Source organism: Streptacidiphilus anmyonensis (assembly GCF_000787855.1).
Taxonomy (GTDB): domain Bacteria; phylum Actinomycetota; class Actinomycetes; order Streptomycetales; family Streptomycetaceae; genus Streptacidiphilus; species Streptacidiphilus anmyonensis.
On record NZ_BBPQ01000010.1, the window covers coordinates 17,800 to 41,081 of the forward strand.

Annotated in this window: 17 protein-coding genes and 1 pseudogene; 11 read left to right on the forward strand and 7 right to left on the reverse strand. The window is 71.4% G+C overall.

Annotated elements, in window-relative coordinates:
- Window positions 1-113 precede the first annotated feature (113 nt).
- The 9 genes and pseudogenes from TR50_RS12675 to TR50_RS12715 all read left to right on the forward strand — a co-directional run bounded on the left by TR50_RS12675 (window position 114) and on the right by TR50_RS12715 (window position 11,030).
- Window positions 114-965 (forward strand): TIM barrel protein, encoded by an 852-nt coding sequence (locus tag TR50_RS12675; protein ID WP_042419604.1) that lies wholly within the window; start codon window positions 114-116, stop codon window positions 963-965.
- 44 nt (window positions 966-1,009) lie between these two features.
- Complete coding sequence (locus TR50_RS12680) at window positions 1,010-1,903, forward strand: 2-hydroxy-3-oxopropionate reductase (protein WP_042419607.1); 894 nt, start codon at window positions 1,010-1,012, stop codon at window positions 1,901-1,903.
- Between the two features lie 3 nt (window positions 1,904-1,906).
- Window positions 1,907-3,682, forward strand: a complete 1,776-nt coding sequence (gcl, locus tag TR50_RS12685; RefSeq protein WP_042419610.1) for a glyoxylate carboligase — start codon at window positions 1,907-1,909, stop codon at window positions 3,680-3,682.
- Window positions 3,683-3,787: 105 nt separating this feature from the next.
- Window positions 3,788-4,927, forward strand: a complete 1,140-nt coding sequence (locus TR50_RS12690) for a glycerate kinase (protein ID WP_042419613.1) — start codon at window positions 3,788-3,790, stop codon at window positions 4,925-4,927.
- A 124-nt stretch (window positions 4,928-5,051) separates the two neighbouring features.
- Complete coding sequence (allB, locus tag TR50_RS12695) at window positions 5,052-6,395, forward strand: allantoinase AllB (RefSeq protein ID WP_152648374.1); 1,344 nt, start codon at window positions 5,052-5,054, stop codon at window positions 6,393-6,395.
- A pseudogene (alc, locus tag TR50_RS12700) lies at window positions 6,392-7,417 on the forward strand (allantoicase); the annotation flags it as partial. The gene allB and the pseudogene alc, both read left to right, overlap by 4 nt.
- Before the next feature lie 418 nt (window positions 7,418-7,835).
- Entirely contained in the window at window positions 7,836-9,296 is a 1,461-nt protein-coding gene (locus tag TR50_RS12705; RefSeq protein ID WP_042419620.1) for a catalase, read from the forward strand.
- 110 nt (window positions 9,297-9,406) lie between these two features.
- Window positions 9,407-10,195, forward strand: a complete 789-nt coding sequence (locus TR50_RS12710; RefSeq protein ID WP_042419622.1) for a VOC family protein — start codon at window positions 9,407-9,409, stop codon at window positions 10,193-10,195.
- An 85-nt stretch (window positions 10,196-10,280) separates the two neighbouring features.
- Window positions 10,281-11,030 carry an IclR family transcriptional regulator gene (locus TR50_RS12715; RefSeq protein WP_042419624.1) on the forward strand — a complete coding sequence of 250 codons (750 nt, stop codon included), beginning with the start codon at window positions 10,281-10,283 and terminating at the stop codon, window positions 11,028-11,030.
- A 117-nt stretch (window positions 11,031-11,147) separates the two neighbouring features.
- Here TR50_RS12715 and TR50_RS12720 read toward each other — a convergent pair whose 3' ends face one another.
- Complete coding sequence (locus tag TR50_RS12720; protein WP_052440948.1) at window positions 11,148-12,824, reverse strand: peptide-N4-asparagine amidase; 1,677 nt, start codon at window positions 12,822-12,824, stop codon at window positions 11,148-11,150.
- A 186-nt stretch (window positions 12,825-13,010) separates the two neighbouring features.
- Here TR50_RS12720 and TR50_RS12725 point away from each other — a divergent pair, with 186 nt between their 5' ends.
- A complete protein-coding gene (locus TR50_RS12725; protein WP_042419626.1) occupies window positions 13,011-13,889 on the forward strand; it encodes a 3-hydroxyacyl-CoA dehydrogenase NAD-binding domain-containing protein in 879 nt (292 codons plus the stop codon).
- 166 nt (window positions 13,890-14,055) lie between these two features.
- On the forward strand, window positions 14,056-14,778 hold the full coding sequence (locus TR50_RS12730) for a DUF4232 domain-containing protein (protein ID WP_042419630.1): 723 nt from the start codon (window positions 14,056-14,058) through the stop codon (window positions 14,776-14,778).
- A 7-nt stretch (window positions 14,779-14,785) separates the two neighbouring features.
- On the opposite strand, the gene TR50_RS12735 is transcribed toward TR50_RS12730, so the two are convergent.
- The 6 genes from TR50_RS12735 to TR50_RS12760 all read right to left on the reverse strand — a co-directional run bounded on the left by TR50_RS12735 (window position 14,786) and on the right by TR50_RS12760 (window position 23,055).
- Window positions 14,786-16,198, reverse strand: coding sequence for a sugar porter family MFS transporter (locus tag TR50_RS12735; RefSeq protein ID WP_042419633.1), 1,413 nt, complete (start codon window positions 16,196-16,198; stop codon window positions 14,786-14,788).
- Between the two features lie 112 nt (window positions 16,199-16,310).
- Window positions 16,311-17,471: an XdhC family protein gene (locus TR50_RS12740; protein ID WP_042419636.1), complete on the reverse strand. Its 1,161-nt coding sequence runs from the start codon at window positions 17,469-17,471 to the stop codon at window positions 16,311-16,313.
- Between the two features lie 80 nt (window positions 17,472-17,551).
- Window positions 17,552-19,030: an NCS2 family permease gene (locus tag TR50_RS12745; RefSeq protein WP_042419638.1), complete on the reverse strand. Its 1,479-nt coding sequence runs from the start codon at window positions 19,028-19,030 to the stop codon at window positions 17,552-17,554.
- Between the two features lie 280 nt (window positions 19,031-19,310).
- Window positions 19,311-21,668, reverse strand: coding sequence for a xanthine dehydrogenase subunit D (gene pucD / locus TR50_RS12750; protein ID WP_439654215.1), 2,358 nt, complete (start codon window positions 21,666-21,668; stop codon window positions 19,311-19,313).
- Window positions 21,665-22,153, reverse strand: a complete 489-nt coding sequence (locus TR50_RS12755; protein WP_042419642.1) for a (2Fe-2S)-binding protein — start codon at window positions 22,151-22,153, stop codon at window positions 21,665-21,667. The genes pucD and TR50_RS12755 overlap by 4 nt, the downstream gene beginning before the upstream one ends.
- Window positions 22,150-23,055 carry an FAD binding domain-containing protein gene (locus tag TR50_RS12760; protein ID WP_042419644.1) on the reverse strand — a complete coding sequence of 302 codons (906 nt, stop codon included), beginning with the start codon at window positions 23,053-23,055 and terminating at the stop codon, window positions 22,150-22,152. The genes TR50_RS12755 and TR50_RS12760 overlap by 4 nt, the downstream gene beginning before the upstream one ends.
- Window positions 23,056-23,282: the final 227 nt, after the last annotated feature.

The following is a 23,282-nucleotide window of genomic DNA, read 5'->3' on the forward strand; positions in this document are numbered from 1 at the left end:
GCGTATCCGGGGATCGGCCAGGATCCGAGAGGTGCTTGACAAACTGTTGAAGCGACGTGCCATAGTTTCACCACGCAGAAAACATCTTCCGCAATGTGGAACAAGGTGATGGCATGACCGCCGCGCAGAGCTGGCTGAACCAGCGCTGGACCGTGAACCTCTCGATCCTCTTCACCGAGCTTCCGCTGGTGGAGCGCCCGGCGGCCGCGAAGGCCGCGGGCTTCGACGCCGCGGAGCTGTGGTGGACCCTCGACGGCCCCACCCCGCCGCAGGCCGATCTCGACGCGCTGCGTGCGGCGTTCGTCGACTCCGGCGTGCAGCTGACGGGCCTCAACTTCGACGCAGGCAACATGGCCGGCGGCGACAAGGGCCTGCTGTCGCGTCCCGCCGACTCGCAGCGGTTCCGCGACAACATCGCGGTGGCGGTCGGCCTGGCCGAGTCGCTCGGCTGCAAGGCGCTGAACGCCCTGTACGGCAACCGTGTCGAGGACGTGCCGGTCGCCGAGCAGGACGCGCTCGCGCTGGAGAACCTCGCGCTGGCCGCACAGGCCGCGCAGGGCATCGGCGCGGTGCTGCTGGTCGAGGCGCTGAACGCGCCGGAGGCGCCGCAGTACGGTCTGCTCAGTTCGAAGGACGCGGTGGCGGTGGTGGACGCGGTGAACGCGACCACCGGCCTCGGAAACACGAAGTTCCTCTGCGACCTCTACCACCTGGCGCGCAACGGCGAGGATCTCGCCGCGGTCATTGCGGAGTACGCGGACCGGATCGGCCACGTGCAGATCGCCGACGCGCCGGCGCGCAACTTCCCTGGTTCGGGCGAGCTGGACTTCCCGGCGCTTCTCGGCCAGTTGGAGGCCGTCGGCTACGAAGGCTACATCGGCCTCGAGTACAAGCCCGTCGCCGGGGTCGCCTCGGCCGACTCCTTCGAGTGGCTGCCTGCCGCGCTGCGGACCAGCAAGCGCTGAGCGCTCTCCCACTCCCACGAAACTTCCCACGGAGGAGAACTCCCATGAGCACCACCCCGCGCCGTATCGCCTTCATCGGGCTCGGCATCATGGGCAGCCCGATGGCCGCCAACCTCGTCAAGGCCGGTCACACCGTGACCGGGTCGAACCTGACCCGTGAGCCGATCGAGAAGCTCATCGCCGACGGCGGCAAGGGCGCCGACTCGATCGCCGAGGCGGTCAAGGACGCCGAGATCGTCATCACGATGGTCCCCGCCGACCCGCAGGTCGAGCAGGTCTACTTCGGTGAGGGCGGCGTGCTCGACAACGCCCCCGCCGGGGCGCTGCTGATCGACATGAGCTCGGTGACGCCGCAGATCTCGCAGCGGGTGGCCGCCGCCGCCAAGGAGAAGGGCCTGCGCTCCATCGACGCCCCCGTCTCCGGTGGCGAGGCCGGCGCCATCGAGGGCGTGCTCTCCATCATGGTCGGCGGCGAGCGGGCCGACTTCGAGGAGGCCGAGCCCGTCCTGAAGGCGCTGGGCACCACCGTGGCGCTCGTCGGCCCGTCCGGCTCCGGGCAGACCGTCAAGGTCGCCAACCAGCTGATCGTCGCCGTCAACATCCAGGCGTGCGCCGAGGCCGTGGTCTTCCTGGAGAAGTCCGGCGTGGACCTGGAGGTCGCGCTCGACGTCCTGAACGGCGGTCTGGCCGGCTCGACCGTGCTGACCCGCAAGAAGAACAACTTCCTGAAGCGCGACTTCGCCCCGGGCTTCCGCATCGACCTGCACCACAAGGACATGGGCAACCTGCTGGCCGCCGCGCGCGCCGTCGAGGTGCCGCTGCCGACCGCTGCCCTGGTCGCCGACTTCATCACCGCTCTGCGCAACGCCGGCGACGGCGGGCTGGACCACTCCGCCCTGCTGCGCAACCTGGAGCGCCTGTCCGGAAAGGTCAACTGACCCATGGCCCGCATGACCGCGGCCGAAGCGGCCGTCGAGATCCTCAAGCGCGAGGGTGTCACCAACCTGTTCGGCCTGCCCGGCGCGGCGATCAACCCCTTCTACTCCGCGATCCGCAAGCGCGGCGGCCTGCACCACACGCTGGCCCGCCACGTCGAGGGCGCGTCCCACATGGCCGAGGGGTACACCCGGGCCAAGGCGGGCAACATCGGTGTCTGCATCGGCACCTCCGGCCCGGCCGGGACGGACATGATCACCGGGCTCTACTCGGCCTCCGCCGACTCGATCCCGATCCTGTGCATCACCGGCCAGGCGCCGGTCGCGAAGCTGCACAAGGAGGACTTCCAGGCGGTCGACATCGCGTCCATCGCGAAGCCGCTGACGAAGATGGCCGTCACGGTGCTGGAGCCGGCCCAGGTGCCGGGCGCCTTCCAGCAGGCCTTCCACCTGATGCGCTCCGGCCGTCCCGGCCCGGTCCTGATCGACCTGCCGATCGACGTGCAGATGGCGGAGATCGAGTTCGACATCGACACCTACGAGCCGCTGCCGGTCTACAAGCCGTCCGCGACCCGGGCCCAGGTGGAGAAGGCGCTCAACCTGCTGCAGGCCTCCGAGCGTCCGCTGATCGTCGCCGGTGGCGGCGTCGTCAACGCCGACGCGGCCGACCTGCTGGTCGAGTTCGCCGAGCTGACCGGCGTGCCGGTCGTGCCGACCCTGATGGGCTGGGGCGCGATCCCGGACGACCACCCGCTCACCGCGGGCATGGTCGGCCTGCAGACCTCGCACCGCTACGGCAACGAGTCGCTGCTCGCCTCCGACTTCGTCATCGGCATCGGCAACCGCTGGGCCAACCGCCACACCGGCAACGACACCTCGATCTACACGTCGGGCCGGAAGATCGTCCACGTCGACATCGAGCCGACCCAGATCGGGCGCGTCTTCGCCCCGGACTACGGCATCGTCTCCGACGCGAAGGCGGCGCTGCAGCTCTTCGTCGAGGTCGCACGTGAGCGCAAGGCCGCGGAGCTGCTCAAGGACTACAGCGCCTGGGCCGCCTCCTGCCAGGAGCGCAAGGCGACGCTGCTGCGCAAGACGCACTTCGACAACGTGCCGATCAAGCCGCAGCGCGTGTACGAGGAGATGAACAAGGCGTTCGGGCGCGACGTCCGCTACGTCACCACCATCGGCCTCTCGCAGATCCAGGCCGCGCAGCTGCTGCACGTCTACAAGGACCGGCACTGGATCAACGCCGGCCAGGCGGGCCCGCTGGGCTGGACCGTCCCGGCCGCGCTCGGTGTCGCCACCGCGGTGCCGGACGAGACCGTCGTCGCGCTCTCGGGCGACTACGACTTCCAGTTCATGATCGAGGAGCTGGCCGTCGGCGCGCAGTTCCAGATCCCCTACGTCCACGTCGTGGTGAACAACGCGTACCTGGGCCTGATCCGTCAGGCGCAGCGCCAGTTCGACATGGACTTCTGCGTGCAGCTCTCCTTCGAGAACGTGAACGCCCCGGAGCTCAACGGCTACGGCGTGGACCACGTGAAGGTGGCCGAGGGGCTGGGCTGCAAGGCGATCCGGGTCTTCGACCCGAGCGAGATCGGCAGCGCGCTGGAGCAGGCCAAGAAGCTGGCGGCCGAGTTCAAGGTGCCGGTGATCGTCGAGGTCATCCTGGAGCGGGTCACCAACGTCTCGATGGGCCTCCAGATCAACGGGGTCAACGAGTTCGAGGAGCTCGCGACCGAGCCCGGCGACGCGCCGACCGCCCTGCTGGGCGGCTGATGCCGCAGCCCGAAAGGGCTGCATAGTCTCCTCCCGGCGGCGTGATCCATCCGGTCGTGCCCGCGTCGCCGGGAGGCATTCGTGAAGCAGAAGGTGAGGCTGTCAGTGTCGGACAACCAGGGTCATGTCGTGGTCGCGCCCGACAAGTTCAAGGGCAGCCTCACCGCTGCGCAGGCCGCGGAGCACATCGCGGCCGGCATCCGGCGCGCCGCGCCGGGCACCGAGGTGCGGGCCCTGCCCGTCGCCGACGGCGGCGAGGGGACGGTGGCCGCGGCGATCGCGGCCGGGTTCCGTGCCGTGAGCGTGAAGGCGGCCGGTCCGACCGGCGAGCCGGTCGAGGCGGTGCTCGCCGTCCAGGGTGGGACCGCGGTCATCGAGGCGGCACAGGCCAGCGGCCTGCAACTGCTGCCGGGCGGTGTCAAGGCGCCGCTGACGGCCACCAGCTACGGGACGGGCGAGCTCGTCCGCAAGGCGCTGGAGCTGGGCTGCCGCACGCTGGTGCTGGGCCTCGGGGGAGTGGCCTGCACCGACGGCGGCGCCGGCATGGCGCAGGCGCTGGGCCTGCGGCTGCTGGACGCGGACGGCGCGGAGCTGCCGCCCGGCGGCGCGGCGCTGGCCCGGCTGGCGTCGATCGACCCCGGCCCGCTGGCGGACACCCTCGGCGGCGTGGAGGTCGTCGTCGCCAGCGACGTCGACAACCCGCTGCTGGGCGAGCGCGGCGCGCCCGCGGTCTACGGCCCGCAGAAGGGCGCGACGCCCGAGGACGTGGCCGAGCTGGACGCCGCGCTCGCCCACTGGGCCGATCACGTCGCCGCTCTGACGGGTGACGACGTGCGGGAGGCGCCGGGAGCCGGTGCTGCGGGCGGCCTGGGCTTCGGGGCGATCGCCCTGCTCGGAGCGTCCCTGCGGCCCGGGATCGCGCTTCTGCTGGAACTTCTGGGTTTCGACCAGGCGGTGCGGGGAGCCCGTCTGGTCGTGACCGGCGAAGGCTGTCTTGACGTGCAGACCCTGCACGGCAAGGCGCCCGCCGGAGTCGCCGAGGCGGCGGCCGGGCATGGCGTCCCGGTCGCGGCCGTGTGCGGCCTGCTGGAACTGAGTGAGACGCAGTGGCGCGCCGCGGGGTTCGCCGCCGTGCTCTCGCTCGTGGAACTGGCGGGACCGGACGGCGACAGCCTCACCCGCGCCGGGGAACTGGCGGAGCTGGCTGGGGAGCGGCTCGCGCGCAGCTTCCTCGGCGCGGACTGAGGATGGATCGTACGAACACCCCAACACGGACGTCCGCTCTGCTTCAACAACTAGTTGAAACAAACCGTTGACGTTTTGTTGAAGCGAAGCCTAATCTCACGGCAACCCGATCAGGAGGCCCCAGTTGACCAAGGTGTTCCGTTCCCGACATGCCGTCCTTCCGGACGGCGAGCGCGCCGCCGACGTGGTCGTGAGCGAGGGGCGGATCGTCGAGGTCCTGGCCTACGGCGCCGGTGCGGGCGAGCTCGTCGACCTCGGTGAGCTGGTTCTGCTCCCCGGTCTGGTCGACTCCCACGTCCACGTGAACGAGCCCGGCCGCACCGAGTGGGAGGGCTTCGCCACCGCCACCCGGGCCGCCGCGGCCGGCGGTGTGACGACCATCGTCGACATGCCGCTCAACTCCATCCCGCCGACCACCACCGTCGAGGGACTGGAGGCCAAGCGCAAGGTCGCCGAGGCCCGGCTCTTCGTCGACACCGGGCTGTGGGGCGGCGCCATCCCGGGCAACACCGGCGACCTCGCCCCCCTCCACGAGGCCGGCGTCTTCGGCTTCAAGAGCTTCCTCGCCCCCTCCGGCGTCGACGAGTTCCCGCACCTGAACCGCGAGCAGCTCGAAGAGGCGCTCACCGAGCAGGCCCGGATCGGCGCGTTGTCGATCATCCACGCCGAGGACCCCCGGATCCTGGACGAGGCCCCGCACACGCCCGGACCGCAGTACGCGGACTTCCTCGCCTCCCGACCCGACGACGCCGAGGCCGTCGCCGTCTCCACGCTGCTGGAGATCGCGCGGCGCACCGGCGCCCGCGTCCACATCCTGCACGTCTCCTCCGCGGCCGTGCTGCCGCTGCTGCGCGAGGCCCGCGCCGCCGGCGTGCAGGTGACGGCCGAGACCTGTCCGCACTACCTGACGCTGGCCGCCGAGCAGGTCCCCTCCGGCGACACCGCGTTCAAGTGCTGCCCGCCGATCCGCAGCGAGGCCAACCGCGACCTGCTCTGGCAGGCGCTCGCCGCAGGCGAGTTCATCGCGGTCGTGTCCGACCACTCGCCCTCGACGCCGGAGCTCAAGCACCTGCCGAGCCTGGGTGGGGACGGCGACTTCGCCGCCGCCTGGGGCGGGATCGCCTCCCTCCAGCTCGGACTGCCCGCCATCTGGACCGAGGCGCGCCGCCGCGGCCACAGCCTCGCCGACGTCGTGCGCTGGATGTCCTCCGGCCCGGCCTCGCTCGTCGGACTTTCGACCAAGGGCGCCATCGCCCCCGGCATGGACGCCGACCTGGTGGCCTTCGACCCGGACGCCGCGTTCACCGTGGACCCGGCCGGGCTGCACCACCGCCACCCCGTGACCCCTTACGCAGGCCGTTCACTGTCCGGCGTCGTCCGCACCACCTGGCTCCGCGGTGAGCCGGTGGACGCGAACGACGTGGACGCAGCCCCGAGCGGCCGACTGCTGACCCGAGGAGAGAAGTGACCGACAGCCAGAAGCCCGCCGCCTTCACCGAGTTGGTCAACCTCGCCGCCCGGTCGCTGGGTGCGGGCGTCATAGCCGCCAACGACGAGCTGTTCGCCGAGAAGGAGAACCTGCTCGTCGCCAAGCCCGCCGAGTTCCGGCCGCACACCTTCGGCCACAAGGGCCAGATCATGGACGGCTGGGAGACCCGCCGCCGTCGCGGCGCGAGCGCCGAGGAGCCGCACCCCACCGACGACGACCACGACTGGGCCATCGTGCGCCTGGGCGTGCCCGGCGTCATCCGGGGCGTCGTCGTCGACACCGCGCACTTCACCGGCAACTACCCGGAGACCGGCTCGGTCGAGGCCGCGTCCGTCCCCGGCAACCCCTCGCCCGAGGAGGTCGAGGCCGCCGAGTGGACCGAGCTCGTGCCGCGCACGCCCCTCAAGGGCGACACCGCGCACGAGTTCGCCGTCGACCTCGAGCAGCGCTTCACCCACGTGCGGCTCAACATCTGGCCGGACGGCGGCGTCGCCCGTCTGCGCGTGCACGGCGAGGTCGTCGCCGACCCGCGCGACCTGGACGGGCTCACCTTCGATCTGGCCGCCCAGGAGTTCGGCGGCGTCGCCACCGGGGCTTCCGACCGGTACTTCTCCTCCCCGCACAACCTCAATTCCCTGGGCCGGGCGGCCGTGATGGGTGAGGGCTGGGAGACGCGGCGCCGCCGCAACAAGGACAACGACTGGGTCGAACTCGACCTGGTCGCCGAGGGCGAGGTGCTGGCCGTCGAGATCGACACCACCCACTTCGTCGCCAACTGCCCCGGCTGGGCCTCCGTCTCAGGCCGCTCGGCCGCCACCGGCGAGTGGATCGCGCTGCTGCCGCGTACGCGGCTCCAGCCCGACACCCGCCACCGCGTACGGGTCGCCCCGAGCGAGCCGGTCACCGCCGCCCGCCTGGACGTCTACCCCGACGGTGGCATCGCCCGGCTGCGGCTCACCGGCCGCCTGACCGAGGTCGGCCGCGCCGCGCACGCGCTGCGCTGGCTGAACCTGCTGCCCGCGACCGAGGCCGAACAGGCCCTCACCGAAGCGGGTCTGACGGTCGGTGAGGCCCGCACGCTGGCCGCCGCCCGCCCCCTGGCCGAGGCCGCGGCCGTCCGGGCCGCGGAGGCCGCGTTCCAGCCGGCCGACACCCCCGACGGCGCGGAGAACTCGCGCCGCCGGGCCGCGATCTGGCGGCTGCTGGGAGTCTGACGCCCGCCGACGGCTCTTGTCCCTCCCAGCAGCTGCCGTCCAAACCACCACTGGCGTGCGGATGGTGCTGCGCGTTCGGCCTGACACGTGGATGCCTGGCCGGTCGCGCCCACGCGGCGGAGCCGCATATGAGCACAGCCTCGCGCCCCTGGGGAGTGCAACGCACCCTTCTCGTCACCCTTTGACTCCGTTCCGAGGTACCTCCATGTCGAAAATCCTGACCACCGAGTCCGGCGCGCCCGTCGCCGACAACCAGAACTCCGCCCAGGCCGGCATCGGCGGTCCGCTGCTGATCCAGGACCAGCAGCTGATCGAGAAGCTCGCCCGGTTCAACCGCGAGCGCATCCCGGAGCGCATCGTGCACGCCCGCGGCTCCGGCGCGCACGGCTACTTCGAGGTGACCGACGACGTCACCGGCTTCACCCGGGCGGCGTTCCTGAACACCGTCGGCAAGCGCACCGAGCTGTTCCTGCGCTTCTCGACCGTGGCCGGCAACCTCGGCGCGGCCGACGCGGTGCGCGACCCGCGCGGCTTCGCGGTGAAGTTCTACACCGAGGAGGGCAACTACGACCTCGTCGGCAACAACACCCCGGTGTTCTTCATCAAGGACCCGATCAAGTTCCCCGACTTCATCCACTCGCAGAAGCGCGACCCGTTCACGGGCATGGGCGAGGCCGACAACGTCTGGGACTACTGGTCCTACTCGCCCGAGTCGCTGCACCAGATCACCTGGCTCTTCGGCGACCGCGGCATCCCGGCCTCCTACCGCCACATGAACGGCTACGGCTCGCACACCTACCAGTGGGTCGCCGAGGACGGCGCCGCGTACTGGGTGAAGTACCACTTCAAGACCAACCAGGGCATCCGCTGCCTGGACGCCGGCCAGGCAGCCGAGCTGGCCGGCCAGGACCCGGACAGCCACCAGCGCGACCTGCACCAGGCCATCGAGCGCGGGATCTTCCCGAGCTGGACCGTCTACGTGCAGCTGATGCCGGTCGCCGAGGCCGCCGACTACAGGTTCAACCCCTTCGACCTGACCAAGGTCTGGCCGCACGCCGACTACCCGCTCCAGCGCGTCGGCCGCCTGGTGCTGAACCGCAACCCGGAGAACGTCTTCGCCGAGGTCGAGCAGGCCGCCTTCTCGCCGAACAACTTCGTGCCGGGCATCGGCCCGTCGCCGGACAAGATGCTCCAGGGCCGCCTGTTCGCCTACGCCGACGCGCACCGCTACCGCCTGGGCGTCAACCACACCCAGCTGGCGGTCAACGCGCCGAAGGCCACCGAGGCCGACAACTACGGCCGCGACGGCTACGGCGCGGTCAACGCGGGCGGCCGGGCCAAGAACTACGAGCCGAACTCCTACGACGGCCCGCGTCAGACCGACGCCGCGCTGGCCGCCCCGACCGCCGTCTCCGGCTGGACCGGCACGCACAGCGCCGCCCAGCACGCCAAGGACGACGACTTCTTCCAGGCCGGTGAGCTGTACCGGCTGATGTCGGAGGGCGAGCGGGAGCGTCTGATCGCGAACCTGGCCGGCTCCATCGGCTCGGTCACCCGCGACGACGTCGTCGAGCGGGTGCTGCCGTTCTTCCACGCTGCGGACGCGGACTACGGCCGTCGCCTCGAGGCCGCGGTCAAGGCGGTCCGCAACGCCGACGAGGGCTGACCTCGCAGCTCGCGTCACCCTCCGCGCGCGCCGTCACCGTTCCGGTGGCGGCGCGCGTGCGTTGGTAGAAGAGTGTGCGGCGAAGGGGGGTCACGCTTCGAAGGAGAGGCATGTCCACGACCACCAAGCCCTACGCACCAGGCACCCCGTGTTGGGTCGACCTGATGGCCAAGGACCAGCAGGCCGCGCTGGACTTCTACAAGGACGTCTTCGGCTGGGCGGGAGTGCCGGGCCCGGCCGAGTTCGGCGGCTACGCCGTCATGGAGCTGGGCGGTCGCGCCGTCTGCGGCATCGGCCCGGCGATGGCCCCGGAGGGGCAGCCCGAGCCGCCGCACGTCTGGACCACCTACCTGGCGAGCGACGACGCGGACGCGACCGCCAAGAAGGTCAAGGACGCGCACGGAACCGTCCTGTTCGAGCCGATGGACGTCGGCAACCTCGGCCGCATGTTCGTCGCGGCGGACCCGACGGGCGCGGTCTTCGGCGTCTGGGGTCACAAGGAGTTCTTCGGCGCGGTGGCCGTCAACGAGCCCGGCGCGCTGACCTGGAACGAGTGCAACACCCGCGACGTGCCGGCCGCCGCGGCGTTCTACCAGGCCGCCCTGGGCCTGAAGGCCGAGCCGGCCGAGCAGATGCCGGGCTACTTCGGCCTGGAGGTCGAGGGCCGGACGGTCGGCGGCCTGCAGGACATGGGCGACAACTTCCCGGCCCAGGTGCCGCCGCACTGGATGGCGTGGTTCGCGGTCGACGACACCGATGCGACAGTCGATGCGGCCGTCAAGCGCGGGGCCACCGTCGTCGTCCCGCCGATGGATATTCCGCCGGGGCGGATGGCGGGTATCCAGGACCCGTGGGGAGCGGTGTTCTGCGTGCTCAAGCTGGCGGAGCAGCCGTCCTGACACCCCGGCCGGGGAGTCCGCGGACGCTGCTCGAACACTGCGTAACCCATGCTCACCAGGCTCGCTGACGGCTAGTCTGGTGAGCATGGCTGCGCGGAACCACAACCCCCGGAGCTCCGTGGAACGCGCCCTGAGACTGCTGGAAGCCGTCGACCGACGCGGCTTCGGCGCCAGGGCCGACGAGCTGGCCGAGGAGGTCCAGCTCCCGGCCGACCACGCCCGGCGACTGCTGCGCTCGCTCGTGCGCGAGGGCTACCTGGAGCGCCTGGAGGACGGCGCGTATGTCCTGGGCGGCGCGCTCGCGATGCTGGGCCAGGCCAACCGGGAGCAGTTGGTGCACTCCCGCCTGGTCGCCAAGATGGCCTCGCTGCGCGACGAGTTGGGCGCGGCCGTCTACTTCAGCCGCTACGCCGACGGCGAGGTGAGCGTGCAGGCGGTGGTGGACGGCCCGTTGACGCCGAGCGTGCACGAGTGGGTCGACTTCCGCGCCACCGGCCACGCCAGCGCGATCGGGAAGTGCCTGCTGGCGCAGCTCGACCACGACGCCCGCCGCGACCACCTCTCCCGTCACCCGGCGGCCCGGTTCACCTCCCGCACCGACGTCGACACCGGCGCGCTGCTCCAGCGCCTGGACCGGCATCCGACCACGGTCCCGATGCTGGACCTCCAGGAGTACGCGATCGGCACGGTCTGCGCGGCGGTCCCCGTCACGGCCGGGACGGCGGTCGGCTGCCTCGCGTTCTCGCTGCCGGTCGAGGAGGCGTACCGCCTCAAGGAGACCGCCGAGACGATGGCGGCCAAGGCCGCTCCGGTACTGCTGGCGCTGACGGTCTGACGTCCGCCGCGCCCCTGCCGCCGCCCGCCCCTCGACCCTCGGGTGGCATTGCGCCACCGAAGGGCCGAGGGAGCCAGGACGACGTCGGGGGTCGCCGACCGGCCGGCGGTCGCGTGCTCAGCCGCAGCCGGTGACGTGGTCCTCGGTCACGTAGCCGTGGGCGGCCCGGATCAGGTGGTCGTAGCAGGCGCCGGTGTCCGTCGTGCCGGTGTAGTGCTCGGAGTCCTGGCCGTCGGCGGCCGTGGTGACGCCGTTCGTGCGGGCGAGGACGCCGGAGGCGTCGACGACGTCGCGGCTGAAGTCGACCGTGCGCCAGTGGTCGCCCTGGCTGACGCTGTCGATCAGGACGCGGCCCTGGTGGACGGTGGCGGACAGGGAGTAGTTGTCGCCGTCGGTGTACAGCGGGACGTCGGAGTCGACCGTGATCGGGTAGTCCCAGCTGTGCCGGACCGCGGTCGCGTGCCCGTGCGCCGGTGTCGTGGTGACGACGGTGGCGCCGTTCTCGCGCTGCGACATCACCTGCTTCTGCCCGCCGCTGGAGACGGCGTCGGTGTTGAGGTAGCCCGCCTGCTGGGTCACCGTGGTGCGGACGCGCCCGGCCGAGGTGTCCAGCCAGCCCGAGGTGGTCCAGGCGCGCCGCGCGCTGACGCGGACGTCGACCAGGTCGCCCGCGCCCGGGGTCTCCGTGGTGGTGACGGCGGGGCTCAGCGACAGGGTGTCCTCGGTGAGCGCGCCGCTGGTCCGGGCGGCGTGGTGGTCGGTGTCGAGGAACAGCGTGCTGTCCACGGTCCAGCCGTCGGCGGCGCCGTAGGGCGTGATGGTGAAGGTGTGCGGCCTGCCGTCCACCAGCAGTCCGGCGAAGGGCGTCAGGTCCAGGTCGTAGGCCTGGGTGACGAACTGGTCCACGGCCGGGATGGGACGCCACAGCGTCGGCACGATCCCGCCGGAGTACACGACGGGGTACGGCTGCGCGATCCCGGCGGGCCGCCCGTCGACCGAGACCTGCACCTCGCGGTAGGGCCCGCCGCCGCACAGGTAGTCGGGGTACTTGTTCGCCAGGTCCGTCGGCACGGAGTCGAACCACTGCTCGTCGCAGCCGCCGCCGCGGGCGTAGACCTCCATCCGCACGTCGGTGAGGTTGCGCGGGAGGGTGACCGTCTTCGACGACGACTGGCCGGGGTTGAGATAGGTCCAGCCGGCGTCGGTGGTCGACGCGGAGAGCGGCAGCACCTGGTCGGCGGTGTGCGCGGCCGGGTAGCGGCGGTCGGCCTGGTAGTACGTCAGCGTCAGCTTCATGTGGTAGACGCCGGTGTAGGTGGAGTTGACCACGTTGCCGAGCGAGACGGCGATCGGCTGCTCGGTGCGCAGCAGCGGGATGAAGGCGCTGACGTCCTTCTCCAGCGACCAGCTGATGCCCTGTTGGGTCGGCTCGGGCGTGCTGGTGCGCAGCACCTCCGCGCCGCCGATCCAGACTCCGGCGAGCCGGTCGTACTGCCGTCCCTGCACGCTGCCGGACCAGTTCAGGACGACCTTGCTCCACGGCCCGGCGCAGTCGGCCGGCGGTGTCACCGTCCCGCTCCAGGCGGGGGAGGAGATGGTGTTGCCGAAGTCGTACTGCATCTCCGTGACGGTGCAGTGGTGCGTGTCCGGCTGGCTCACCGGGGGCAGTGCGGTGACCGGGTTCTGATAGCTCGTCTCGATCCGCCCCTGGTCGGCCTGGGCCGTCCCCGCTCCGAGCAGGGCGGCGCAGAGCAGGGCGGCCGTTCCGAGCACGCCTGCGGCGCGCATGCGCATGGGTTCCCCTCCCGTCGATCTTGACTGGGTGGTACGGGGAGGACCCTGGCACCCCTACACGGGGAGACACAAGAGGGCGTCGTCCGGCTCGTCCCGCCGGTCCACCCCTGAGTTGCCGTCGCACCCGGCCGGGCATGTCATGAGAGGCGGAAGCGGGGGAGTCCCGAGCGGGAGGAGTGGTTCCCGATGCCCGTCGTGACGATCGTCGGTGCCGGCGTCATCGGAGTCTCGTGGGCGCGCCTGTTCGGCGCGGCCGGCTGGGAGGTGCGGGTCAGCGATCCGCGACCCGATCTGCGGGACGTCGTCGCCGAGCACCTCTCCGGTCTGTCCGTGGTCGCGACCGACGACCTGGCCTCGGCCGCGCAGGGCGCGGACTTCGTGCAGGAGGCCGGGCCGGAGCGGATGGAGATCAAGGAGCAGATGTTCGCGACCCTGGCCGCCAACACCGGCGAGGGGGTCGTGCTGGCGTCCTCCTCGTCCTCGCTGCTGCCCTCGCACATCGCCGCCGGCAACCCGGCGGCCGACCGGATCGTCATCGGCCACCCGTTCAACCCGCCGGAGCTGATGCCGCTGGTGGAGGTCGTCCCCGGGCCGCAGACGTCGCCGAAGACGGTCGAGCGCGCGGTGGAGGTCTACAAGGCGCTGGGCAAGCTGCCGATCCGGCTGAAGAAGGAGTACCCGGGCTTCGTCGGCAACCGCCTGCAGAAGGTCATCAACGACCAGGCCATGTACCTGGTGCAGGAGGGCGTGATCGACGTGGCGGACCTGGACGATCTGGTCCGCGCCTCGCTCGGTCTGCGCTACGCGACCATCGGGCCGTTCCAGAGCGGCGTCCTCGGCGGCGGTCCCGCGGGCATCCGGCACCTGATCGAGGGCATCGCCTCACAGATGACCTTCGAGATCGGCGCGCCGGACCCGGCCCGGACGGGCGCGGTCGTCGACGCGGTCGACGAGGCGTACGGCACCGGCCAGGAGGCGTACGACCGGCTCGCCGCGCTGCGGGACGAACGCACTCGCGCGGTGCTGCGGCCGCTGGGCTGGGCGGAGCCCCGGCAGGAGGGGTGAGCCGGGCGGGCCGCTCTGTGGCATGGCTGTGACAGTCGGCTCACGAAGCTGTGGATCTCCGCGGGATAGAAAAGGTGCACAAGGTCACCGAACACCCGCGAACACCCGCGAACACCGGAACTACACGTGACGGCAGGCCCGCCGGCCTGCCGTCTGGGGGATTCACATGCGCACCACGTCACGCCTGATCGTCACCGCCGCGACCGCCCTGACCGCCGGGCTCGCGCTGACCGCCTGCGGCTCCGGCTCCTCGCCCGCGGCGGCGGGTTCCGGCTCACCGGTCGCCGGGGGGACGGCGTCGGCGAGCCCGAGCACCGGCACGACGTCCGGCTCCACCACCGGCGGGGCGGGCTCGACCACCGGCGGCACCGCCGGCAGCACCACGGGCGGCGCCACCGGCGGCTCCGGGGCGACCGGAGCCACCGGGGTGAGCGCCACGGCGAAGCGCTGCACCGTCGCCGACGTGAAGCTCACCGTGCAGGGCCCTGCGGGGCGCGCCTCCGAGCAGGAGCCGGCCGTGGCGAGTATCAAGCTCGTCAACACCTCCGGCCACACGTGCTCCGTCTCCGGTTTCCCCGGAGTGCGGCTCGCGGACGACCAGGGCAAGTCCTCCCCGATCGACGCGGTGCGCCACCCGGGCGTCCAGGTCTCCCCGGTGACGCTTCCCGCGGGCGCCACCGCGACCGCGGAGCTGCTCTACAGCGACGTGAACAGCGAGGGCTCGGCCTCGGGCCGGCTCGTGTGCGGGGTGACCGGCTCCAAGGTCTCGGTCATCCTCCCGAACACCACCCAGCAGGTGAGGGTGCCGGTCAGCGGCGGCGTCGACAACGGCACCCTCAACGTCTGCGGGCAGCTGACGGTCAACCCCTTCCAGGGCATCCAGGACTGACCGTCCGTCAGCCCATCTCCTCCAGCGCCTTGCCCTTGGTCTCGGGGACGAAGCGCAGCACGAACGGGATCGAGAGCAGGGCGAACGCCGCGTAGATCACGTACGTGGCCGTCAGGTTCCAGCCCGACAGGCTCGGGAAGCTCGCGGTGATGACCCAGTTGGCGATCCACTGGGCCGCCGCCGCGACGCCCAGCGCCGCCGCCCGGACGCGGTTCGGGAACATCTCGCCGAGCATCACCCAGACCACCACGCCCCAGGACATGGCGAAGAAGAAGACGAAGGCGTGCGCCGCGACCAGCGCCACCACGCCCTGCGCGTGCGGGAGCGTGCCGTCGTGCAACCAGGCGAAGGCCCAGGCTTCGAGCGCCAGCGCGACGGTCATGCCGACGGAGCCGATCAGCGCCAGCGGCTTGCGGCCGATCCGGTCCACCAGGACGATCGCCACGACCGTGCCGACGATGTTGATGATCGACGTGGTGAACGAGTAGAGGAACGAGGAGCTGGGGTCGACGCCGACCGACTGCCACAGCGTGGAGCTGTAGTAGAAGGCCACGTTGATGCCGACCAGCTGCTGGAACACCGACAGTCCGATGCCGACCCAGACGACCGGCAGCAGCCCGAAGCGGCCGCCGAGCAGGTCGCGGAAGGTCGACCGGTGCTCGCTGCGCATCGCCGCGTCGATCTGGGCGACGCGCGCGTCAAGGTCCGTGCCGGCGCCCTCGACCTCGGCGATGACGGCCTTGGCGCGGTCGGTCCGCCCGACGGAGATCAGGAAGCGCGGGGACTCGGGGATCGCGAAGGAGAGCAGGCCGTAGAGCGCAGCCGGGACCACCATCACGCCGAGCATGACCTGCCAGGCCTCCACGCCGAGCAGGTGGCCGCGCTGGTCGCCGTGGGCGGCCTGCAGGATGCCCCAGTTGACCAGCTGTGAGATCGCGATGCCCACCACGATCGCCGCCTGCTGGAACGAGCCGAGCCGGCCGCGGTAGGCGGGCGGGGCGACCTCGGCGATGTAGGCGGGGCCGATCACCGACGCCATGCCGATGCCGATGCCGCCGAGGGTGCGCCACAGCACCAGGTCCCACAGCGAGAACGGCAGCGCGGAGCCGACGGCGCTGACGGTGAACAAGGCGGCGGCGATCTGCATCACCCTGATCCGGCCGATCCGGTCGGCCATCCGCCCGGCCAGCGCCGCGCCGATCGCGCTGCCGATCAGCGCGACGGCCACGACCTGCGCGAGCTCGGCGGAGCCCACGTGGTACCGGTGCTGGATCGCGGTGACCGCGCCGTTGATCACGGAGCTGTCGTAGCCGAACAGGAAGCCGCCCATGGCGGCCGCGGCGGTGATGAAGATGACATGGCCCAGGTTGTCCGACGGTGCGGTCGCCGACTTCCCGGGCGCGGGCGATGTGGTGGTCACGTTGTGCTCCTGAAGAACAAGGTCAACGTGCCGACCATATGCCTTTAGTTTCTTAAGTCAAAACCGCGAGAAATCAGGGACAAGCCCGAGGTTCAGACTTCAATTCTTGAAGTCAGGCGATGCGGCGGGGCTCCTCGGCCTTCGACCGCAGGTCATGGTGGATCGGGCCGTCGTGCGCGCTGAGCGGGAGGCAGCCACCGCCGCGGCGGTGCGCGACGATCTCGGCGGCGACGGCCACGGCCGTCTCCTCCGGGGTGCGCGCGCCGAGGTCCAGGCCGATGGGGGAGCGCAGCCGGGTCAGCTCCACCTCGGTCAGACCCGTCCCGCGCAGGCGGTCGAGCCGCTCGAGGTGGGTGCGGCGAGAGCCCATCGCGCCGACGAAGCCGAGCGGCATCCGCAGGGCGCGCTCCAGCAGCGGGATGTCGAACTTGGCGTCATGGGTCAGCACGCACAGGGCGGTCCGCGCGTCGATGCGGCCGGCCGCGGCCTCCGCGTCGAGATAGCGGTGCGGCCAGTCGACGACGACCCGGTCCGCCTCGGGGAACCGGCGCTCGGTCGCGAAGACGGGGCGCGCGTCGCACACCGTCACGTGGTAGCCGAGGAACTTGCCGACCCGGGCCACCGCACCCGCGAAGTCGATGGCCCCGAAGACGATCATGCGCGGGGCGGGCGCGTAGGACTCGACGAAGAACACCGCGGCCTCGTCGGAGTTCGGGTCGCAGGGACGGCCGTCGAGGGCGAACGTCAGCTGACCGGTGCGGCCGGCGTCGAGCATCGCGCGGGCCTGGCGCACGGCGGGCCCCTCCAACGCCGGTGCGTCCAGCGTCCCGTGGTGCGCGTCGCCGGTGACGGCCAGCGTCGCGCCGAGCAGCTGCGCCGGGCCGCTGATGCAGCGCACCAGCGCGACGGGCGTGCCGGAGTGGATGTAGGCGACCCCGGCGTCCATGCCGTCGTCGGCGCCCGGTCGCACCGGCTGCACGAAGACGTCGATGATCCCGCCGCAGGTGAGGCCCACCGCGAAGGCGTCCTCGTCGCTGTAGCCGAAGCGGTGCAGCACCGGCTCGCCGCTCTCCAGGGCCTCCTGGCAGAGCTCGTAGACGGCGCCCTCGACGCAGCCGCCGGAGACGGAACCCACGGCCTCGCCGTCCGCGTCCACAGCAAGCGCGGCGCCCGGGTCGCGCGGGGCGCTCCCGGACACGGCGACGACGGTGGCCACGGCGAAGGGGCGCCCGGCGGCGTGCCAGGCGGCGAGCTGCTCGGCGATGTCCTGCATGGGGAGGCGCTCCTTCGTGCGGTGACGGCTACGGGTGGTGCCGGGCCGCCCTCCTTCCAGGAGGGCGGCCCGGCATCGGCTCAGTGGACCCCGAGCCAGAGCTTGATCGGATGCAGGGCGAAGTAAACGAGGAAGACCGCGGTCAGACCCCACATCAGCACGCCCGGCTCGCGCCAGCGGCCACGTCCGGCCTTGATGGCGCAGTAGGCGATGACGCCCGCGCCGACACCGGCGGTGATCGAGTAGGTGAACGGCATCAGGGCGATGGTGAGGAAGGCGGGGATCGCCACCTCGCGGTCGGCCCACTCGATGTGACGGGCCTGGGCCAGCATCATCGAACCGATGACGACCAGCGCGGCGGCCGCCACCTGACCGGGCACCATGCCGGCCAGCGGGGTGAAGAACAGCATGGCCGCGAAGACCACACCGGTGACGACGCTGGAGAGACCGGTGCGCGCGCCCTCGCCGACGCCGGTCGCCGACTCGATGAAGACCGTCTGGCCGGAGGCGCCCGCCACACCGCCGATGATGCCGCCGGTGCCGTCGATGAACAGCGCCTTGGAGACGCCGGGCATCCGGCCCTGCTCGTCGGCGAGGCCCGCCTCGGTGCCGATGCCGATGATGGTCGCCATCGCGTCGAAGAAGCCGGCCAGGACCAGCGCGAAGACGGCGAACCCGGCGCTCAGCGCGCCCATGCCCTTGCTGCTGAACGCGCCGAACAGGTCGATGTGCCCGAAGAGGCCGAAGTCCGGTGAGGCGACCGGGTTCCCGGGCCACTTCGGGACCGAGATGCCCCAGGTGGCGTCGGGGATGTTCAGCGCGGCGTTGAGGATCAGCGACAGCACGGTGCCGACCACGATGCCGATCAGGATCGCGCCGGGGACCTTGCGGGTCTGCAGGATGAAGATGGTCAGCAGGGTGATCGCGAAGATCAGCACCGGCCAGCCCTGCAGGTTGTCGTTGACGCCCAGCTGGAGCGGGGTGTCGGTGTGGGCGGCGTCCGGGAGGCGCGACACGAAGCCCGCGTTGACCAGGCCGATCAGCGCGATGAACAGGCCGATCCCGATGGTGATGGCGTGCTTGAGCGCCATCGGGATGCCGTTCATGATCTTCTCGCGGAGGCCGGTGACGACCAGCAGCACGATCGCGGCGCCGTAGATGACACAGAGGCCCATGGCCTGGGGCCAGGTGACATGAGGCGCCATCACCGCGGCCAGGGTGTTGGAGACGCCGAGCCCGGCGGCCGCGGCGAGCGGCGCGTTGCCGACGACGCCGAGCAGGATGGTGGTGACCGCCGCGGCGAGCGCGGTGGCGGTGGTGACCTGCGCGTGGCTGAGGTGCTGCCCGTTCACGTCCGGGACGGACAGGATGATCGGGTTCAGCAACAGGATGTACGCCATCGCCATGAAGGTGGTCAGACCACCTCGGACCTCGCCCGCGACGCTGGATCCGCGGGCGGAGATCTTGAAGAACGCGTCGAGCGCGTTCTTGGGCTTCGGCGTGGACGATCTGTCGGGGTCGGATGAAGAGACGCTGGATTCCGTGGAAATCTGGGTCACGGTTCCACTCCCAAGTTTCGAAGGGGGTTGGGGTGGGGCGGCCGGCCTGGGTGACCCGCTAGGTGGGGAAACAGGGGACGGTGCGGCGCGCTTTACGGGTGGTGCTGCCGGGTGGTCACTGGCCTCGGCGAAGGCGTCGTGCCGGCTGGTGCGGGGTACATCGTTTTCTTTCCGTGGTGCCTTGCGGTGCCTTGTGGTGCGTTTCGGGTGACCCCGGGGCGGGGCGGCGGGAAGACCTGACATGGCTGTGCCCTGCCCCGGGGTGGTCTGTGACGTCCTGTTACTCCCCGGTGCCCGTCAGGTGCTCGGGGCGGACCGGTACCCGGTTCAGCGCGAGACCCGTGGCGGCTCGGATGGCCGCGACCACGGCCGGGGTGGACGAGAGGGTGGGCGCCTCGCCGACGCCGCGCAGCCCGTAGGGGGCGTGCTCGTCGGCGAGTTCGAGGACCTCCACCGGCATCGGCGGAGTGTCCAGGATGGTCGGGATGAGGTAGTCGGTGAAGGACGGGTTCCTGACCTTGCCGTCCTTGACGACGATCTCCTCCATCACCGCGAGGCCGAGCCCCTGGGTGGAGCCGCCCTGGATCTGGCCGACCACGGAGAGCGGGTTGAGCGCCTTGCCCACGTCCTGGGCGGCGGCCAGTTCGACCACCTTGACCAGGCCCAGCTCCACGTCCACGTCCACCACCGCGCGGTGGGCGCAGAAGGTGTACTGGACGTGGCCGAAGCCCTGGCCGGTCTCCTTGTCGAAGGGGACGGTCGGCCGGTGGTGGTGCTCGCGGGTCAGGTCGATCGCCGTGTCACCGAGCAGGTCCGCGATCGGGACCAGGACCCCGGCGGAGGCGGAGACGACCTTGCCGCCGACCAGGGACAGGTCGTTGTAGTCCCAGCCGTAGCGCTTGCGGCCGAGCGCGACCAGCTCGTTGCGGACCGCCTCGCAGGCGAGCTTGACGGCGCCGCCGGTCATGTAGGTCTGCCGCGAGGCGGAGGTCGAACCGGCCGATCCCACCTCGGTGTTGGCGGGGTGGATGGTGACCTGCTCGACGCCGAGCTCGGTACGGGCGATCTGGCCGTGGACGGTGACGCCGCCCTGCCCGACCTCGGCCATGGCCGTGTGCACCATGGCGACCGGCTCGCCGCCGATGACCTCCAGGCGCACCCGGGCGGTGGAGTAGTCGTCGAAGCCCTCGGAGAAGCCCACGTTCTTGATGCCGACCGCGTAGCCGACGCCGCGCACGATGCCCTCGCCGTGCGAGGTGTTGGACAGCGCGCCGGGGATGTCGCGGACGTCCAGGTGGGTGGTGTCCAGCTCCTGCGGGAGCGGCAGCGCCTTGACGCGGCGCAGCAGGTCGGCGACGGGGGCCGGGGCGTCGATCTCCTGGCCGGTCGGCATGATCGAGCCCTGCTCGACGGCGTTGATCTGACGCAGCTCCACCGGGTCCATGCCGAGCTCGGCGGCCAGCTTGTCCATCTGCGCCTCGTAGGCGAAGCAGGCCTGGACCGCGCCGAAGCCGCGCATCGCGCCGCAGGACGGGTTGTTGGAGTAGAGGGCGACGGCGAGCATGTTGACGTTCGGCACCTCGTAGGGGCCCATGCCCAGGGAGGCCGCGTTGCCGACGACGGCGGGGGAGGCGGAGGCGTAGGCGCCGCCGTCCAGCACGATGCGGGCGTCGCAGTAGACCAGCTTGCCGTCGCGGGTCGCGCCGTGCTCGTAGGTGAGCTTGGCGGGGTGGCGGTGCACGTGGCCGAAGAAGGACTCCTCGCGGGAGTACACGATCTTGACGGGCTTTCCGGTGCGCTGCGCCAGCAGGCAGGCGTGGATCTGCATCGACAGGTCCTCGCGGCCGCCGAACGCGCCGCCGACGCCGGCGAGGGTGAGCCGCACCTTGTTCTCGGGCAGGCCGAGGACGGGCGCGATCTGCTCGCGGTCCACGTGCAGCCACTGGGTGGCGATGTAGAGGTCGACGCCGCCGTCCTCGGCGGGCACGGCGAGGCCGGACTCCGGGCCGAGGAAGGCCTGGTCCTGCATGCCGACCACGTAGTCGCCCTTGATGACGACGTCGGCCAGCGCACGCACCTCGTCGGTGACGCCCAGACCGGAGATCAGCTTCTGCGAGTGGACGACGTTGCCGGAGGCGTGGCCCTTGTACTCGTCCGGCTCGTGCACGTACCCGTAGGTCTCCGGGTCGAGGCACTGCTCCTCGGTGGTGATGGTCGGCAGGATCTCGTACTCGACCTTGATCTTGGCCAGCGCGCGGCGGGCCGTCTCCGGGTGGTCCGCGGCGACGATGGCGATGGCCTCGCCGTGGTAGCGGATCTTGCCCATGGCCAGCGCCGGCTGGTCCTTGATCTCCAGGCCGTAGTACTTGGCGCCGGGGATGTCCTCGTGCGTCATCACGGCCTCGACGCCGGGGTGCTTCACGGCCTCGGAGATGTCGACGGAGAGGATGCGCGCGTGGGCGTGCGGCGAGCGCAGCGCCATGCCCCAGAGCATGTTCTCGTGCCACATGTCCGAGGAGTAGGCGAACTCGCCCCTGACCTTCAGGATGCCGTCCGGGCGCAGCGGCGAGCCGCCGATGCCGTCCGGATGGGCGGTGGTGATGTTCTGGAGGTTCTTCTCGGTGCGGATCGTGCTCACTGGGACACCTCCGAGCTCGAACACTTGCGGGCCGAGGCGAGGCGGACGGCGTCCATGATCTTCTCGTAACCGGTGCAGCGGCACAGGTTGCCGGAGAGGGCCTCGCGGATGTCGTTGTCGCTGGGCTGCGGGTTGCGCTCCAGCAGGTCGTGGGACTGCACCAGCAGACCCGGGGTGCAGAAGCCGCACTGCACGGCGCCCGCGTCGACGAACGCCTGCTGCACCTCGTCCAGGCCGCCCTCCGGGTCGGCCAGGCCCTCGACGGTGCGGACCTCGCGGTCCTGCACCTGGCCGGCCGCGACCAGACAGGAGCAGACCGGGGCGCCGTCGAGGTACACGGTGCAGCTGCCGCACTCGCCCTGCTCGCAGGCGTTCTTGGAGCCCGGCAGGCCCAGACGCTCGCGCAGCATGAACAGGAGGCTCTCGCCCTCCCAGACGTCGTCCGCCTCGACCTCGCGGCCGTTGGCGGTGAAGGTCACCCTCATGCTGCGCTCCTCAGGGACTGCGTGTACTCGTTCCAGGTCCAGGTCAGGGTCCGCCGGGCCATGACCGCCAGCGCGTGGCGGCGGTAGGCGGCGGTCCCGCGGACGTCGTCGATCGGCGACGCGGCGGCGGCGACCAGCTCACCGAAGCGCTGGATCGCGGCCGGGCCGATCAGGCCGCCCGACTGCCACAGACCGCGCTCGGCCAGCTCGCCGGCGATGAACTCCTCGGCCTCCACCGCGCGGCGCGGCGTGGGGGCGGCCGAGCCGATGCCGGTGCCGACCGTGCCGTTCTTGGGGTGCAGCGCGATGCCGAAGGCGCACACCGCGATGACCATCGCGTTGCGGGTGCCGATCTTCGAGAACTGCTGCGGGCCGTCGGCCACGGGGATGCGGACGGCGCGGATCAGCTCGTCCGGCTCCAGGCTGTTGCGCTTGACGCCGACGTAGAACTCGTCGATCGGGATCAGCCGGGTGCCGCGCACGGACTCGGCCTCGACCAGGACGTCACGTCCGGCGGCGAGCAGCGCGGGGTGCGCGTCGCCGGCGGGCGAGGCGCCGCCGAGGTTGCCGCCGACGCTGCCGCGGTTGCGGATCTGGGGGGACCCGACGGTGTTGCCGGCCAGCGCGAGCCCGGGCAGCTCGGCGCTCAGTTCGCGGGTGATCCGGGTGTAGGGGACCGCGGCGCCGAGCCGGATCACCTCGCCCTCCTGGCCCTCGTAACGGCCGGACTCCCATGCGGTCAGCTCGCTGATCCGGTTCAGGTCCAACAGGGCGGACGGGCGGTGACGGTCGAAGTTGAGCTCGACCATCACGTCCGTACCGCCGGAGATCGGCAGTGCGGACGGGTGCTCGGCCTTCGCCGCGAGTGCCTCGTCCCAAGTGGCGGGCCGCAGGAACTCCATGCGGGTGACTCCTTCGGTGGGTACGACGAGCTATGCGTGGGGAGGTGCAAGGGGAGGTGTGAGCAGTACACAATTCGCAGGTGGTGTGCCGTCAGTCACTGATGGCATGAGCCGCGCCGCCGAGCCCACCCGGATGGCTGTACGTTTCTCCAACGGGCGGCGAACGGCACACGGCCTGCGGATGGAGCCCGCCGGGTCGGCGACCGGTTGCGAAAAGACCCGGCGGT